This is a genomic window from Microbulbifer celer (assembly GCF_020991125.1).
Lineage (GTDB): Bacteria > Pseudomonadota > Gammaproteobacteria > Pseudomonadales > Cellvibrionaceae > Microbulbifer > Microbulbifer celer.
Window position 1 is genome coordinate 109,854 of record NZ_CP087715.1, and the last position, 16,716, is coordinate 126,569.

The window sequence follows — 16,716 nt, forward strand, 5'->3', positions numbered from 1 at the left end:
ATCTGATGAGAAATCTTCGCAATCTGTTCACGCCATCGCTCGTAGAGCACAGGCGTACAACCCGCCGCAACACTGCCCGACTCGGCGGCAAAATACCGGCGGTGGCGCTGTCACTCGTCACTGCCCTGGGTGCATTCTCGGCCAGTGCCCAGACCCTCACTTCCAACCAGACCGGCGACCACAACGGGTATTTCTATTCGTTTTGGACCGATGCGCCCGGCACGGTGTCCATGACCCTGGGCGCCGGTGGCAATTACAGCTCCTCCTGGAGCAATACCGGTAACTGGGTAGGCGGGAAGGGCTGGAACCCGGGCGGTCGCAGGACCGTCACCTATTCCGGTACTTTCAACCCGTCCGGCAACGGATATCTCACACTCTACGGTTGGACCCGCAACCCGCTGGTGGAGTATTACATTGTGGATAACTGGGGCTCTTATCGTCCGGGGGAAAGCGGTACCTACTATGGCACCGTCAATACCGATGGCGGTACCTACGATATCTACCGCACCCAGCGGGTCAATAAGCCCTCCATCGAGGGGGACTCATCCACTTTCTACCAGTACTGGAGCGTGCGTCAGCAAAAGCGCACCGGCGGCACTATCACCACCGGCAATCATTTCGACGCCTGGGCGAGTCATGGCCTGAATCTCGGTAGCCACGATTACATGGTGATGGCCACCGAGGGCTACCAGAGCAGCGGCAACTCCAACATCACCATCGACAGTGGCGGTAGTTCCGGTGGCGGCTCGGGAGGAAGCAGTTCCGGCAGCAATACGCCGTCCAGTACGGACATCGTGGTGCGCGCGCGGGGGGCAGCCGGTGGCGAACACATCAACCTGCTGATCGGCGGTACCGCCGTGGCGAGCTGGAACCTGACAACCAGCAATGCGGACTATACCTATTCAGGTAGCGCAGTGGGTGACGTGCAGGTGGAGTACGACAATGACGGAGGTAGCCGGGATGTGATTCTCGACTCCGTCTACGTCAACGGTGAAACCCGCCAGGCGGAAGACATGGAGTACAACACCGCAACTTACGCAAACGGTGAATGCGGCGGCGGCTCTTATTCCGAAACCATGCACTGTAATGGGGTGATCGGGTTTGGCGGTACCGGCGACTGCTTTAGTGGCAGTTGCAGCGGTGGTGGATCTTCCGGCGGCACCAGCAGCAGTAGTAGCAGTAGCAGCAGCTCTTCCGGTGGCGACACCTCTGGTAACATTGTGGTGCGCGCCCGCGGGACCAGTGGCAGCGAGCACATCAATCTGATTGTTGGCGGCACCGTGGTGGCCAGCTGGACGTTGAGCACCAGCGCCCAGGACTACACCTATATCGGCACTGCGTTCGGCAATGTGGATGTGGAGTACGACAACGATGCCGACGGGCGTGATGTGATCCTGGACTATGTGCAGGTCAATGGTGAAATACGCCAGGCGGAGGACATGGACTACAACACCGCGACCTACGGAAATGGTGAATGCGGTGGTGGCTCCTACTCCGAGACCATGCACTGCAGTGGCGTGATCGGCTTCGGGCACACCGACGACTGCTTCAGCGGCAATTGCGATTCGGTTGCTGACGGTGGTGGTAGCACTAATTGCAGCGGCTATGTGGGGATCACTTTTGACGACGGCCCCAACAGCAACACCGCAACCCTCGTCGGCCTGTTACAGCAGCACAATCTGACGCCAGTGACCTGGTTCAACTGGGGGCAGCGGGTAGACAGTAATCCCGCGTTGGTATCCCAGCAGCTGAGTGTGGGAGAGGTGCAGAATCACAGCTATACCCACCCGCATATGACCAGTTACAGCTACCAGCAGGTTTCCAGTGAGCTGAGCCAGGCCACCCAGGCCATCGTCAACGCTGGTGCACCGACGCCGACGCTGTACCGACCGCCGTATGGCGAAGTGAACAGCACTATTCAGCAAGCGGCACAGGATCTGGGGATGCGACTGGTGACCTGGGATGTGGACTCTCAGGATTGGAATAGTGCCAGCACCTCCGCCATCGTCAATGCTGCCAATCAGCTGCAGGATGGTGAGATTATTCTGATGCATGATGGATACAGTGCTACCAACAACGCAGTGGCACAGATCGCCGCCAACCTGAGTGCCCGCGGGTTGTGCCCCGGGCGGATTGATCCGGCCAGCGGCCGGGCGGTGGCTTCTTTATAACGTCTCTTTTTTAGGCTTCAGCAGCATCTGCGGTGGATAAACGCAGATGCTGCTGATTAAAGGAGATCAACTGTCGACATACTTTGGGCTTCATCTGCTAGTCCCCCATACCTGCCGCCAGGGCGGCGCAATGCTGCTCGCAGAAAGCCGCCGCCGGATTCAGGTTTGGCGAATGGCAGTGAAACCCCACTATTGGTTGAGGGCGCTCAGTTTGTACGCGTGACGGAGAAATGTAGGGTAGAGGGCCTCGCGCTGATACATATTCATGTAGAACAGAGCGATCATATTATTTTCGGGATCGATGATGTAATCCGTACCCAGCATGCCGCCCCAGGCAAAGGCGGAATTGGATACCGCCGGCACGGGTTTTTTGTGCTTGTTGTAGAGCTCGAATCCGAGTCCGAAGCGGAAGCCGTTGTCTTCATCTTGTGGTTCCGGCAGTCGGTTTACGGTGGTCATCAGGTCAATGGTTTCGGGCTTTAGGATGCGGTTGCCATTGAAGGTGCCTTTGTTGAGCAACATCTGACAGAACCTGGCGTAATCCGTAATCGGGCCATTCAGCCCGATGGCGCCTTCCGCATAGGTCTGCTGGGAGCTGACTGCCCCCTTGCTGTACACTTCCGAGCCGGCAACCAGTTTCCCGTCTACCAGGCTGTAAGGTTTTACGAAACGCTCGAATGCCTCGGGCTCGTAATACCAGTCCGTCTCTTCCATACCCAGTGGTTCAAGAACCTTCTCCCTGACATATTCCTGCAGGGGCTGACCGGAGATGCGTTCGATCATGTAGCCGAGCATATTGGTACTGACGTGGTAGTTCCATTCCGAACCGGGATCAAAACCGAGGGGGTATTTCGCCAGGTCGAGCATTTCTTCTTCCAGAAAGCGCGCCTGGTAGTTTCCGCCACCGGTATGCTGGCCACTGGGCTGGATGCTCGGTTCCTTGCCATCAAAACCCAGTGGCATGCCTGGTGTACCGCTGTCTGCCAGGCGGGCTTCGCCGGCGAGGCCCGCGTTCAGTCCGGAGGTGTGGGCCATCAGGTGCACAAAGGTCATAGGACTGGTAGCGGGGCGCGTCTCGTAGCTGCCGTCCTCATTGATGGCGGTGATGACTTCATCGGAGATGTCGGGAAAATATTTCGACACCGGATCGTTGATGTCCACCAGCCCCTGTTCCACCAGAGTCATGAAGGCAACCGTGGTGATGGCTTTGGTCTGGGAAAACAGTACGTAGTAATCCTCCACTGAAGCGGGGATACGGTTTTCTCTGTCTTTCCAGCCGTACGCTTCGGAATACAGCACTTCGCCATCGACGGCCACGAAGGCGGCCACGCTGCTGACTTTTTCTTCGTCCACATAGCTTTGCAGCAGCGCGTTGATCTCGCTAATCGCCGAAGCTTCCGCTTTTTGCAGGTTGTCCCGGTAAACGAACTGTTGTGGTGTTTCGGGTTGTGGCAGCCCTTGTTTCTGTGCCGCTTCCGCGGCATGCATGGCGATCGCGGATGCGACCAGGAGGGACGTGGCTGCGATTTTTATCTTTCGCAATTTCATGAGTCTCACAGTTCCGGTTGGTTCACAGTAAAGGGGCGCTGCTGAAATCGCCCCTTTCGAGCTAGGTGCAGTTTACTGTTCGCTGAGCAGTTCCGCTTGGTACAGTTTCAGTATGTCCGATGCGGGTATCGGGTCCGCATACACCTTCAGTTCGTCCATCATGCCGGCGAAGGGGGTGTCCCAGAAGTTTACGCCGAGAGCGAAGTGACGCACTGTAGCGGGACCAAATACATCCGGGAAATTACTGCCGCTGAAGGTCTGCTCGCCGTTGATGTACACCCTGACCTCTCCGCTGTTCACGGTTACGGCCAACTGGCTCCAGGTATCCCGGGGAATCTGGGTGCCGGTGTTGGCATCGAACCAGGTTTCACCGGACCACAGCATGGTGTCGTCGCCAAAGCCGTTGGGCAACAGGCTGATCCAGCTGGTATTGGAAGCCCAACCGAAGAAGCTGGTGGTATAGGCGTTCAGTGCAGACGGGCTCAGCCACAGGCTGAAGCTGTAGGTGTGATCCTCGATCAGGTTATCGGGCAGTACCACGCCGGATGCACCATCAAATACCGCGGCCTGGCCGACGACACCTTTGGTATAGGTGATATCGCCTCCCGCCTCTTCGACGCGGGAACCCACCACTGTACCGGCACCGAAATTGCCGGTTGTGTCATCCAGGGTGTGCTCAAAGCCGAAGTGGGCAACGGGGTCCGGCAGGCCGGTGGACTTCACGGTGGCACTGAAGGTTTTTACTTCCTGGGCACCATTCAGTGTCAGTGTTGCGGTCAGGTTGACTTCTGCATCCGTACCTTCCGGGCGGGTGACGACGCCGGAATCGCCTGCCACCTCGACGGCGGCCGGGTTGTCGGAAATCCAGCTGATCGCGGCCGCATAGGGGCCGGTTACCGGAAGCTCGATATCTTCAACCACGGCAGACAGATCCCCGAGGTCGAGGAGTGCGGCGGCGGACGCCAGTAACTCGGCATCGGTTTTGTGGTCGACATCCAGGAGCCGGATTTCTTCAGCGGTGAGTGCGGCTTCGTAAATCTTCAGCTCGTCGATCAGGCCGTTGAACGCCGCGTCCCAGTGGTTGACTCCCAGCGCGAATGTGCCGCTGCTTTCTGTGAAAAAGTCCTCCACGGTACCAGCGGAAAATTTCTGTTCGCCGTTCAGGTAGACATTCACCAGCCCGTTATCCACGGCGAAGGCCATGTGTGTCCACTCGCCTTCGGGAATCTGTTCGCCAGCGGTCCCGTCGAGGTAGGCTCCATCATTGTTGCTCCACAGCATGGTGTTGCCATCCCAGCTCTGTGGAACGAAGCTCAGCCAGCGATTGGAGGGCGTCTCCTTGTTGTCATCGGTCTGCTCGTTCACGGTGCCGAAAAATGCGGGGGTGAACTGCGTTAAGGCTGTCGGGTTGGCCCAGAAAGATACTGTGTACTCGTAGCTGTCGATCAGCCCGTCCGGAAGTCTTACCCCACTGCTGCCGTCCAGTTGCAATGCCTGGCCGTTGTTTCCGGTGGTAAATGTGACGCTGCTGCCTGTATCCAGGAGGGTGCTGCCGGTTGCGGTGCCTGCAGCAAAGCGTCCGGCGGATTCCGTCAGATCATCTTCAAACGGATACCAGGCCGTGCGGTTATAGGGCTGGCGCTCCGGTACGGTAACGGTGAAGTTGGTGCTGGTGGTAATCCCATTCAGCGCGATATGGGCGGTGAGGGTTACCGTCTGATCACCTTCGCCCACGTTCGGCCGGATAACCTGACCATCGGGTTTGATCACCGGCTCGTTACTGCTGGTCCACTGGATGGTCGCACCGCGGGTGCCGCGGGTGGGCAGGTCGATCCAGCTGGCGGTGGTGGAGGTGGGCAGACGCAAGTCAGCCGTGATGGCGGTTACCGTATCGGCGTTGTTCTGGTTATCCATCTTCAGGCCCCAGATCGATTGGCCATTGCCGGAAACCGCAGTAAATACCGGCACCAGTTTCTGCGCTTGGGCGTTCCACTGCCATTGGGTAACGCCTTCGTACACCACGGTTTCGCCATCGATTTCCAGGGTGAACTGGATCTGCGCCGGGTTCTCCACATCGTGGACATATTTCCCGGTTACCTCGCCGCTCACGCTGCCGTCGTCGTTCAGGGTGACGTAAAGGGTCGGCTTGGCGGTGCGGTTGATATCTTTGCCGTGGTTGATGAACTTGTAGGTGCCGTTCAGGTCGTTACTGTCGACAATATTGTCACCTTCGATGGGCGCGTAGCGCTGTGGTGAAGCCACCAGCCAGCCGTCGGCATTGACGTACATCTCGTGTACCCGCACCGAGTGGGCTTCACCGCGATTGGGGAAGCGGGTGTGGGTAATCAGCAGGTGCTTGCCGGTTTCCTCATCGTAGTAGGCCGAGTTGTGACCCGGTGCCACATAACCACGGCTGCCGTCGGTGTCGCCCACATCGGAGGCAAACTCGAAGCCGCCCATCATCTTCACACCGTAGGGCGCGATGCTCTCCCAGTTGCCACGGGCTGCGGCCATATCATTGCCTTGGGCATCCAGAAATGGACCATCGGGGTTTCTAGAACGGGCGATGCGGATGTTGTAGCCATCGGTGGATACATAACCGCCAAAGGACATGAACAGGTAGTAGTAGTCACTCTCCGGGCTGTACAGCATGTAGGTGCCTTCAATGGCACTGTGGTCACCGCCGGTGAGGTGTTTGCCGAAGCCCTGACCGGGCAGCGGTTTGCCGGTGGTTTCATCCATTTCCAGGATAAAAATACCACCGGAGTAGGAGCCGTAGGTCATCCACAGCTTACCGTCCTTGTCGTAGAAGACGTCGGGGTCGATGGCGTTGGGATGGATCCATGGATCGTAATCACTTTCGGTAAAGCCCTCGGGACCGTAACCCGCGGCCATTTCTTCCGCGGTCATGCCGGAACGCATGAAAATACCCAGATCGGTATAGGGGCCTTCGATACTGTCGGAAACCGCTACGCCCAGGTAGGAACGGGGCGCCGAACACTCACCGCCATCTTCTTCGGTCGTGGCTTCAGGGTTGGCGCAGTGGTTGTAGTAGAAGTAGTACCTGCCATCGTTCATCTGGATGACATCCGCTGCCCAGCTCCCCTCAAAGCCGCCGACCCACTCAATACCCTCCGAAAGTTCGCTGGCCAGAGTGTTGAACAGCGGGCTGGCATTCAGCGCTTCAGAGGTTGTGCCGCCTTGCGACACCGTCTCCCACGTCATCAGGTCCGTGGACTTGGCCGCGGCCAGGTGCGAGCCGAAAACGTAAAAGGTGCCATCGTTGTCGCGGATCACCGATGGGTCGTGTACGCCCATATCGTTGAATTGGATGGTGCCGGCGTCGGCTGTGGGATTGTCGGTATCCGGGATCTTCTCCCGTTCCGGTTCGGGTTCCGGTTCGGGTTCCGGTTCGGGTTCCGGTTCGGGTTCCGGTTCGGGTTCCGGTTCGGGGGTGGGCGTGACTATAGATTCATTATTTCCGCCGTCTGATCCGGAATCAAAGCACCCGGAGGCAGAAACTAGAGTCGATAGGATGATGGCCAGGCAACTGGCCCGGTTGATGGCGTCCATAGGGAATCCCTTTTGTATTTATTATCTGGAGTCTTCTCTCAGCTTTGTATCCCGCCCATTTGCGTTCGATGCCACTGTACGCTCTGGGCCCGGTCCCGGTGGCAGCGCTGCCTCCATTTTCCGGCCAAGGGGCTCGCAATCCTGCCAATAGGTTTATCGTATTACAATAATATTTTGACCTGTAGGGATTCACTTTGCGTGAAACTTACTGCTGCCCGCAAAAGGTTTTGGCTGGAAATTCAACGAAATTGTGGCTTAATTGACCATATTTGGACGAATTATGCGTCAATTGTCGATTGACGGTCTGTAAGTGAACCCGAATGAAGGCGATTGAGGGATATGTGGCGGGGAGTGGATGTAGTGCCTATTTTCGTGGTGTTTTTTGCTCTAATCGTCATTTTGTATAATAAAAAGCGTATAAACCGCGTTGACGAGTTCAAAATATGCGGATAGCATGGCAAATAGTAATACAAATAGCGGTGAAAATCACCGAACTATAAGCAGAGTGCAAGCCGGTACTGCCGAGACGAGCACCAAATAATAAGAGAGTCGAGGTCCAGCGATGAGCGAGAGACGACTTCCCCGTTTATCCCTCAGCCGTCGGCACGCCGTGTCGTCAGCGTACCCCTCATGTCTGCCTGAGCGGCTCTCATCTGCCCGAAACCGAAATGGGGTTCGTGTTCATAGATCACTACCAGTCCCCTGAAGCCTTCAATCTGATTGATGGAGCAGCTGCGGTCACACAGTGATCGGATCTGTTGTTCTTACGGATGGTTGGCAGTAACCCGCGCAAATGTTTGTGCGGAAAGGCCGGGAGCGGTGAATACACCCTCCGGAATTCGGCAACACAATAAAAAACTCCAGATGGGAGAGACAATATGTTCAAGCGACATCTACTCAGTTCGTCTATCGCGATGGTCACCACCTTTGGGGGCATGAGTGCGACGGCGTTGGCGCAGGATTCCGACTATGATGCGGAGTTTGACAAAGGGGCTACGCTGGAAGAGGTAGTGGTTACCGGCGTGCGTGCGAGTCTTGAGCAAGGGCTCGATATTAAAAGAGATAGTTACCAGTTAGTGGATTCCATTGTTGCTGTGGATATCGGCAAGTTTCCTGATAACAATGTGGTTGAGGCCCTGCAACGGGTTTCCGGTGTACAGGTGACCGACCGTGGCGCCGGTGAAGTAAACACGGTTTCAATTCGCGGTCTGAATGATGTGACCACTACCGTCAACGGCCGGCAAATCTTTACGTCCTCAGGCCGTTCCGTTGCCCTGGCTGATGTTCCAGCGAGCCTGCTGAAAGGGGTGAACGTTTATAAAACCCGCTCCGCGAGCCAGATTGAGAGTGGCATTGCCGGACAGATTGATATCAGAACCCAGCGCCCATTTGATTTCGATGGCAGCAAGGTTGTTCTGGCCGGCCGTGGGATTTACCAGGAGCAAGCCGATTCCACCGATCCGAATTTGAGTGGCCTGTTCAGCAATCGTTGGGAAACCAGTGCCGGTGAATTCGGTGCTCTGGTCAACCTTTCTTATGCAGAAACCAATTACCGAGATCAGAATGCGGCACCCGGCGCAGTAGTGCCTTACGCTACCGCTGACGCACCTGCGAATATGGAGCCTAACCAGATTATTCGTTCTGTGTATTCCGCAACCAGTTTGGAGCCTTGGGCAGTAGACCCAGAATTCTGGGGCGTCCAGAACTGGACCCCGGGTCTGGAACAGGGGCTTTCAAATGCGCCGGGTTCAACATTGGTAGTGGGGGGTGAAGAAGCGGAATATATGCTATCTCGCGATGCCATCTTCCAGAATGATCTCACCGGCACGCGTGAACGCCCTGCTGCAAATATTTCTTTACAGTGGGCACCGAATGAATCATCTGAATACCTGTTTGAGATGTTTTATAACGGTTTTCGCAATGAATCGTTCAACTCGCTGAATTTCACTAATGTGGACTACTGGGGAGACGCGTCGGCGCTGCCAAATGGTGGTGAGTTTGACATCTATGATGGAACCAACGTAGTTAAAGCCCGCGAAGTCATTTACCCATACGGCTTTACCAGTGGTGATCTGTCGGAGGGGAAAACTGATAGTTATGTGTATGCCCTCGGCGGGAACTGGGATATCAGTGAAAGCTTCCGCCTGAAGTCCGAGGTTTACTACCAGAAAAGCGAGTATGAGACTTCTTTTATCGCCATGCAGGCTGACCGTGTAGCTTATGGCGTGGGAGTAGATTTCAATACCGGAGGAGGCACACTCGCATGGGAGTACTACGACGATCCCTCCACTCCTGACGTTGATGAAAGTGACCTGACAGATGCCAGTCAGTGGAGTACCTCCAACTTTTACGATAACGGAAGTTCCAGTGAGGGTGATGCCTTAACATTTGATGTGGACGGCGAGCTGGATATTGCATTTGGTGGCGCTCACACCCTGCGTTTTGGTTTGCGACACGATGTTCGCGGCGCTTCCGAAGCTGGTCGAGATCAGACTGCACGATATGCTGTTCCTTTGGATTCAATTGATGGGCTGGCCTCTACTACTTCCGGCTTTTTCGACGGGCGGGCCAATATCCCTACCGAATGGGTATCCGCAAATGGCTACTACCTGAGTAAAAATGCCGATGCAGTACGCGCAATGTACGGCCTCGAAGCAGAGGCTCTGCGGAAAACCTTTGAGGTTGAAGAGGAGACCACGTCTGTTTATATCGAAGCCGATTTCGACACGACTGTTGCTGGAAAAATAGTCGACGGCCAGTTTGGTCTGCGTTACGTAAATGCAGATACGGATATGGACTTCTTCGATTTCAATGAAGAGACCGGTGAGAGTTCGCAAAGTAGCGCTTCTGCAAGCAACAGCAATTTGCTGCCAAGTCTTTCGACTCGATTGCATATTACCGACGATCTGATTGCTCGCTTCTCGTACACGGAAACCGTTCGACGTCCCAATTTCAATCAGCTCAATTCATTCACCTACTACCAGGCCGGTGTGACAGATGCGCAGTTGGGCACAGCAACTGGTGGTAACCCCGACCTGGAGCCGGTTAAATCACAGAACTACGATTTGGCTTTAGAATGGTATTTCTCCAGCTCCAGTGCGTTATACGGAACGCTGTTCCGTCGCGACATTGAGGGCTTTGTTCACGATTCCGCTCGCGTAATTGACTATCAGGGTGATACTTACATCCTGACCCAGCCCGCTAACACTTCTAACGGTGTTCTGGAAGGGCTGGAGCTGGGGCTGACCTACTTCCCGGAGAACCTGCCTGAACTTCTCGATGGCTTTGGTATTCAGGCCAGCTATACCGCACTGGATTCCGAGCAGGAAATTCCAGTATACGACGCGGAAGGGAATCAAACCGGTATGACGGACACGCCGATGTTCGGTGTATCGGACTCTTCTTACAGTGTTGTATTTGCCTACGACAAGAACGATCTGGACATGCGTCTATCCTACGTATGGCGTGACGACTTCCTCTATACCTATGAGGCGCGCTCATTTGCTAATCCGCTGGGTATTTATAATGACGCCGAAACCAGTGTGGATTTCCAGGCCAGTTACGATGTGACAGACAACCTCATGGTTACCTTTGATGCAACCAACCTGACGGATGAGGAGTATCAAACCTACTATGAGAATGCCGATATCTATAACCTGAATACGGCCATCTTCAGCCGCACCTTCGCACTGGGTGCCCGTTACTCCTTCTGATCCCGCGGCTTAATCTCCGCAACCTTCCATTGAGGCAGCCTTCGGGCTGCCTTTTTTGTTTGCCCGGCGAAGCCGGCAAACCCGGTCGTCTGAAAGAGGGCGACGTCACCCCGACCGAAGGGAAGACAATCCGACTGGCAAGGGCGTCACTGCCAAAAAGAGTTAACCACTACACTTCGCGGTATTTTCTCCGGCACGCCTTCATTGAGGCAGCCTTTCAGCTTCTAAATATAATGCCAATTGTGACTTTTATGCCCCACTTTTACTCGTTTTCCAAGGTGGAATTATAGTGGAGATGATTGTTATGAAGGTGATAGCTACATTTTCTGAAAAAGATTAAGTCGTCCTAATGGTGGTTTTTTAAAGGGATGCCTTGAGTATATTTACAGAATATTAGCGTTTTCATCATAATTAATTCCGGTTTTATAGTTTTTAATCCTTCGATCTATTTTGGTGCTCTCGCCGGCGGCCAAGAATACATATTTTTGGTAAGTTATTGTTTTTTAAGTAGTTTGTATCGTTGTGGATTATGAGAAAGGGACAGCACACACCGAAAGGGTGGGAAAGTGCAGATTGTCTTGTTGGGTAGGAAATGAGGGTTTTGATCTCCCGCTCGTTATGAGTATGTGTTGGGAACTTGATTGCTTGGGGGCATCAAGTAACTCAATTTATAACAATGACGATGACCAAGGGGGTCTCTCAATGAGTTCTACTCGCAATCTACGTAATAATCTCGCCAGAAGCGCATTGGCGTTGGCTATCGGAACGGCAACAATTGCCAGTGCGCCTGCAGTTTTTGCACAGAGTACGACTGGTGGTATTTATGGTAGTGCACCCGCAGGTGCCACTGTAGTTATCAAGAATAATAGTGGTTTTAGCCGCACTATTACGGTTGATGAGTCTGGCCGCTACAACGTCGGATCTCTTCCTGTTGGAACTTACGTGGTTACCGCTAAGCAGGATGGTGAAACTGTTGGTTCTCGCAGTATTCCTGTGCGTCTCGGCGGAAGCTCTGATGTTTCGTTTGGCGATGATGCCATGATGGAAACAGTGACGGTAGTTGGTGGCGAATTGGCGCCGGCAATTGATGTTAGCTCTACAGACACTCGTGTAGTTTTAACCGCAGAACAGCTTGAGCGCTTGCCCATGGGCCGTTCGGCTGAAAATATCGCCCTGCTCGCTCCGGGTGTAAATGGTGGTGCAAGCGGTTACTTTGGCGATATGGTTTCTTTTGGTGGCGCCGGTGTTTCTGAAAATGCCTATTACATCAATGGTTTTCTCGCCAATGATCCTCTGTCTAACTTGGGTGGGTTCAGCTTGCCTTATGCGTCTGTTGACCAGCAAGAAACCTTTACCGGTGGTTACGGTTCCAAATATGGTCGTTCTTCAGGAGGCGTTATTAACCAGGTCGGTGCGCGTGGTTCGAATGAACTGGAATTCGGCACCCAAGTTATTTTCACCCCTAAGGGGCTGAAGTCTGATAGGCCGGATACTTACTTTCAGGATATGGAGTTGCCGGAAGGTTATGAATACACCAACCCTGACCTGGTTGGTACTAAACGAGAGGACGGCAGTGAGAACCTATCGTGGGGGGAGACTTTCACCGGTTATGTCAGTGGCGCACTGATTCAGGATAAACTATTCGGTTTTGTATCCTTCGAGACCGAAATGGAAGAGTCACAGAACTCCCCTTATGCAGATGGCACTCCACGTGTTACAGACTGGGATAGTGAAAATAACAAAGTATATGCAAAGCTGGATTGGTACATTACTGAAGATCACCTGCTCGAATATACTTACATGGGTGAAGAAGAAATTGACGAAGGCAGCTTTAACGCCTGGGATTTTGAAACCTCCACCCGCGGTGAGGCGCTGGACTCGGCACCGAACTCTACTCATAACCGAAGTGAATTTTCTATTCTCAACTACACCGGTTATCTGACTAATGATCTAACCTTGACAGCGATGTATGGTCACGGGAGCTTTTCTTACAAGAATGAGCTGGGTGGCGATACCGTTTATCCGTATATTTCTGGCTACCTCAATCAGGATCCGTCCATAGTTGGCGACAATCCAAGACCCAACCTTGCCGGTGGCTATCAAGGTCGCAATGCCAAAGATTATACCGATGGCATTCGGGTGAATCTTGAATGGATAGTTGGCGATCACACTCTGACCTTAGGTGTGGATAATATGGAGTTTGAGGCCGCCAACGAGGGGGATTCTCAAGAAACTGATGTATGGATTTACAGTCGGGCCACAGACCCATCAGCTGACATTAACGCCGCATTGGGCGTGGGTAATCCGGGTGGCGAAGGGTATTTTGTGCAAAAGTACCTCTACGAAACAGCTACCAGCATGAAGCTGGCACAGGATGCCTATTATCTGGAAGACCGTTGGCAAGTGACTCCGGATGTACTATTGTCTTTGGGGCTGCGCAATGACAAATTTACTAATTACAATGTCGACGGTGATCCCTACTTGGAATCTGACGACCAGTGGGCGCCGCGCTTGGGTGCCGCTTGGGATGTATTTGGTGATTCCTCTCTGAAGGTGTATGCCAACGCCGGCCGCTACTATCTGGCGATGCCGAACAGTGTGGCCATTCGTGGTGCGTCAGCTGCGACTTATACCCGTGACTACTATACATATTCCGATGTCAATGAAGACGGGTCGCCGGTTCTTGATGAGCATCTAAGCCCCGGACCTGTATCTGCCAATGGAGAGTATGGTCAGGCGGTAGACCCCCAGACTTTCGCCCCGGCGGATCTGGAGAATATGTATCAGGATGAGTTTATCCTCGGTTTCGAGAAAACCTTGGGTGACGACTGGACTTATGGCGGGAAGTTTACGTTCCGTGACCTCAAGTCCGGTATCGATGATGTGTGTGATCCACATCGAATGGAGCTGAAGCTGGAAGCCAATGGCGTAGACCTTGATTCTGTAGCTATGGAATCTTGCTACATGTTTAACCCGGGCGGTACCAATACCTTCAGCCTCGCTAATATCGGTGCGGATGGAAACCCGACGGGTACCCGTACGGAAGTAACGATGAGTGCTGACGACTGGGGTATGCCGAATCTGAAGCGTGAATACACCGCGATTGATCTCTTTATCGAACGCCCATTCGATGGCAAGTGGGAAGCGCGGGTGGATTACACTTACAGTAAGCTACAAGGCAACACGGAAGGACAGGTCAAGTCCGAGTTCGGTCAAGACAGTATCTCCAAAACCCAAGACTGGGATGCGGCGGAACTGATGGAATTTTCCAATGGCTACTTGGCTAATGACCGCCGTCATCAGCTGAAAATTCGCGGTAGCTACGCGCTAACCGAGGAATTGCTGCTCAGTGCTAATGCGCGTGTCCTATCGGGTATGCCGGTAAGCTGTCTTGGTTACTACAACCCCAATGGCGAAGTCGACGAAGCATCACCAGCAGGTGACCCTCTTGGATATCGTGCTAGCTATCACACCTGTTTTGGTGACGTAGCACAGCCGGGTAAAGAGCGTACCCCGTGGACTCGCACCATTGATATGGGCTTGACGTATACGCCGGCTTTCATGGATCAAAAGCTGCGCTTGAGTATGAACGTGTTTAACTTGCTGAACGAAACCAAAGCAACACAAGTGGATGTGACCTCAGAAGATGCGCCTTACACCGTTAGCAATACTTACAATGTACCTCTGGCTTACCAGACACCCCGTTATGTGATGTTGACGGCATCTTACGACTTCTGATAGGCATCAATTTTGTCGAATAAAGACCGGTTTCCTTTGGAGCCGGCTTTTAAATTTAGTAGATTTAGCCTCGACCATCAGGTCGGGGCTTTTTTCGTTTTGATTTGATTTGGGATCTTAAGTTGAAAGTGATAAAGCTGGAGCTCCGCGGCTTCGGGCAAAAAAAAGCCCGCAAAAATGCGGGCTTCTGTATTCGATGACTGATAAAAATCAGGTCTTGATCTTCTTGTACTGCATCCGGTGCGGCGTGGCATTTTCACCGTTGCGCGCCACGAAATCCTCGTGGTACTCGGTGTAGTTGCCCTCAAAGAACACCACGTTGCTGTCGCCTTCATAGGCCAGGATGTGGGTCGCTACCCGGTCCAGGAACCAGCGGTCATGCGAAATCACCATGGCACAGCCGGGGAAGCTCAGCAGAGCTTCTTCCAGGGCGCGCAGGGTTTCGATATCCAGGTCGTTGGACGGTTCGTCCAGCAGCAGTACGTTGGCGCCCTGTTTCAGGGTGTAGGCCAGGTGCAGGCGGCCGCGCTCACCACCGGAGAGTTCTCCTACGCGTTTCTGCTGATCGCTGCCCTTGAAGTTGAAGCGGCCGATATAGTTGCGCGAGCCCACTTCGTAGTTGTTGATCTTGAGCATGTCGTGACCGTCGGACACGGCTTCCCACACGGTCTTGTTATCGTCCAGGTTTTCACGGCTCTGGTCGACGCTGGCGATCTGTACGGTTTCACCAATTTTGATCTCGCCGGAGTCCGGCTTTTCGGTGCCGTTGATCATGCGGAACAGGGTGGATTTACCGGCGCCGTTACCGCCTACGATGCCGACAATAGCCCCTTTGGGGACACGGAACGACAGGTCGTCGATCAATACGCGATCGCCGAACGCCTTGCTCACATTGATCAGCTCGATCACGTTGTCACCCAGGCGCTCGCCGGGCGGAATGTAGATCTCGTTGGTTTCGTTGCGGGCCTGGAATTCCTGAGACTGCATTTCTTCCAGGCGGGACAGGCGCGCCTTGTTCTTGGACTGGCGGCCTTTCGGGTTCTGGCGGGCCCATTCCAGTTCTTTCTGCATCGCTTTGGCGCGGGCCTGCTCGCCTTTCTGCTCTTGCTCAAGGCGTTTTTCTTTCTGTTCCAGCCATGTGGTGTAGTTGCCTTCCCAGGGGATGCCGTGGCCGCGGTCCAGTTCCAGAATCCAGCCGGCCACATTGTCGAGGAAGTAGCGATCGTGGGTAATGGCTACCACGGTGCCGTCGAAGTCGTGCAGGAAGCGTTCGAGCCAGTACACACTCTCGGCGTCGAGGTGGTTGGTGGGCTCGTCCAGCAGCAGCATGTCCGGGCGGGACAGCAGCAGGCGGCACAGGGCCACGCGGCGTTTCTCACCACCGGACAGGTTGTTCACATCCGCGTCCCACGGCGGCAGACGCAGGGCGTCGGCGGCCACCTCTAAACGGTGCTCCAGGTTGTGGGCGTCCCAGGCCTGGATGACGTCTTCGAACTGCTGCTGCTTCTTGGCCAGGGCGTCGAAGTCGGCGTCGGGTTCGGCGTAGTCGGCGTAGACCTGTTCCAGGCCGGCGAGGGCGTCGATGGCTTCGCGCATGCCGTCTTCGACGTTGCCACGTACGTTCTTGGCCGGGTCCAGCTGCGGTTCCTGGGGCAGGTAGCCGACCTTGATGCCGGGCATGGCACGGGCTTCGCCATTATAGTCCTGATCGACCCCGGCCATGATGCGCAGCAGGGTGGATTTGCCGGCACCGTTCAGGCCGAGTACGCCGATTTTGGCGCCAGGGAAGAAGGACAGGGAAATATCTTTCAGGATCTCACGCTTGGGCGGAACAACCTTGCCCACGCGGTTCATTGTGTATACGTATTCAGCCATTAGAGCATCATTCCAGTCGGTCAGAATTTGCGCGCAAGTTAGCAGGTTGGTAGGAAAGTTCAACCTACGGTTGGAGGATAGTTCCACGGTAGTTTTCG

General features: G+C 54.4%; 6 protein-coding genes. 3 read left to right on the top strand and 3 right to left on the bottom strand.

What is annotated here, in order from left to right:
* Positions 1-5: 5 nt before the first annotated feature.
* Positions 6-2,171, top strand: a complete 2,166-nt coding sequence (locus LPW13_RS00410; RefSeq protein WP_230437480.1) for a glycoside hydrolase family 11 protein — start codon at positions 6-8, stop codon at positions 2,169-2,171.
* A gap of 189 nt (positions 2,172-2,360) precedes the next feature.
* On the opposite strand, the gene LPW13_RS00415 is transcribed toward LPW13_RS00410, so the two are convergent.
* Both LPW13_RS00415 and LPW13_RS00420 read right to left on the bottom strand, forming a co-directional pair.
* On the bottom strand, positions 2,361-3,719 hold the full coding sequence (locus tag LPW13_RS00415) for a serine hydrolase domain-containing protein (protein WP_230437481.1): 1,359 nt from the start codon (positions 3,717-3,719) through the stop codon (positions 2,361-2,363).
* A 72-nt stretch (positions 3,720-3,791) separates the two neighbouring features.
* A complete protein-coding gene (locus LPW13_RS00420; protein WP_230437482.1) occupies positions 3,792-7,292 on the bottom strand; it encodes a LamG-like jellyroll fold domain-containing protein in 3,501 nt (1,166 codons plus the stop codon).
* A gap of 878 nt (positions 7,293-8,170) precedes the next feature.
* Between LPW13_RS00420 and LPW13_RS00425 the strand changes: the two genes are divergently transcribed.
* Positions 8,171-11,005: a TonB-dependent receptor gene (locus LPW13_RS00425; RefSeq protein ID WP_230437483.1), complete on the top strand. Its 2,835-nt coding sequence runs from the start codon at positions 8,171-8,173 to the stop codon at positions 11,003-11,005.
* A 702-nt stretch (positions 11,006-11,707) separates the two neighbouring features.
* Positions 11,708-14,743, top strand: a complete 3,036-nt coding sequence (locus tag LPW13_RS00430) for a TonB-dependent receptor (RefSeq protein ID WP_230437484.1) — start codon at positions 11,708-11,710, stop codon at positions 14,741-14,743.
* Between the two features lie 210 nt (positions 14,744-14,953).
* On the opposite strand, the gene ettA is transcribed toward LPW13_RS00430, so the two are convergent.
* A complete protein-coding gene (gene ettA / locus LPW13_RS00435; RefSeq protein WP_230437485.1) occupies positions 14,954-16,618 on the bottom strand; it encodes an energy-dependent translational throttle protein EttA in 1,665 nt (554 codons plus the stop codon).
* Between the last annotated feature and the right edge of the window lie 98 nt (positions 16,619-16,716).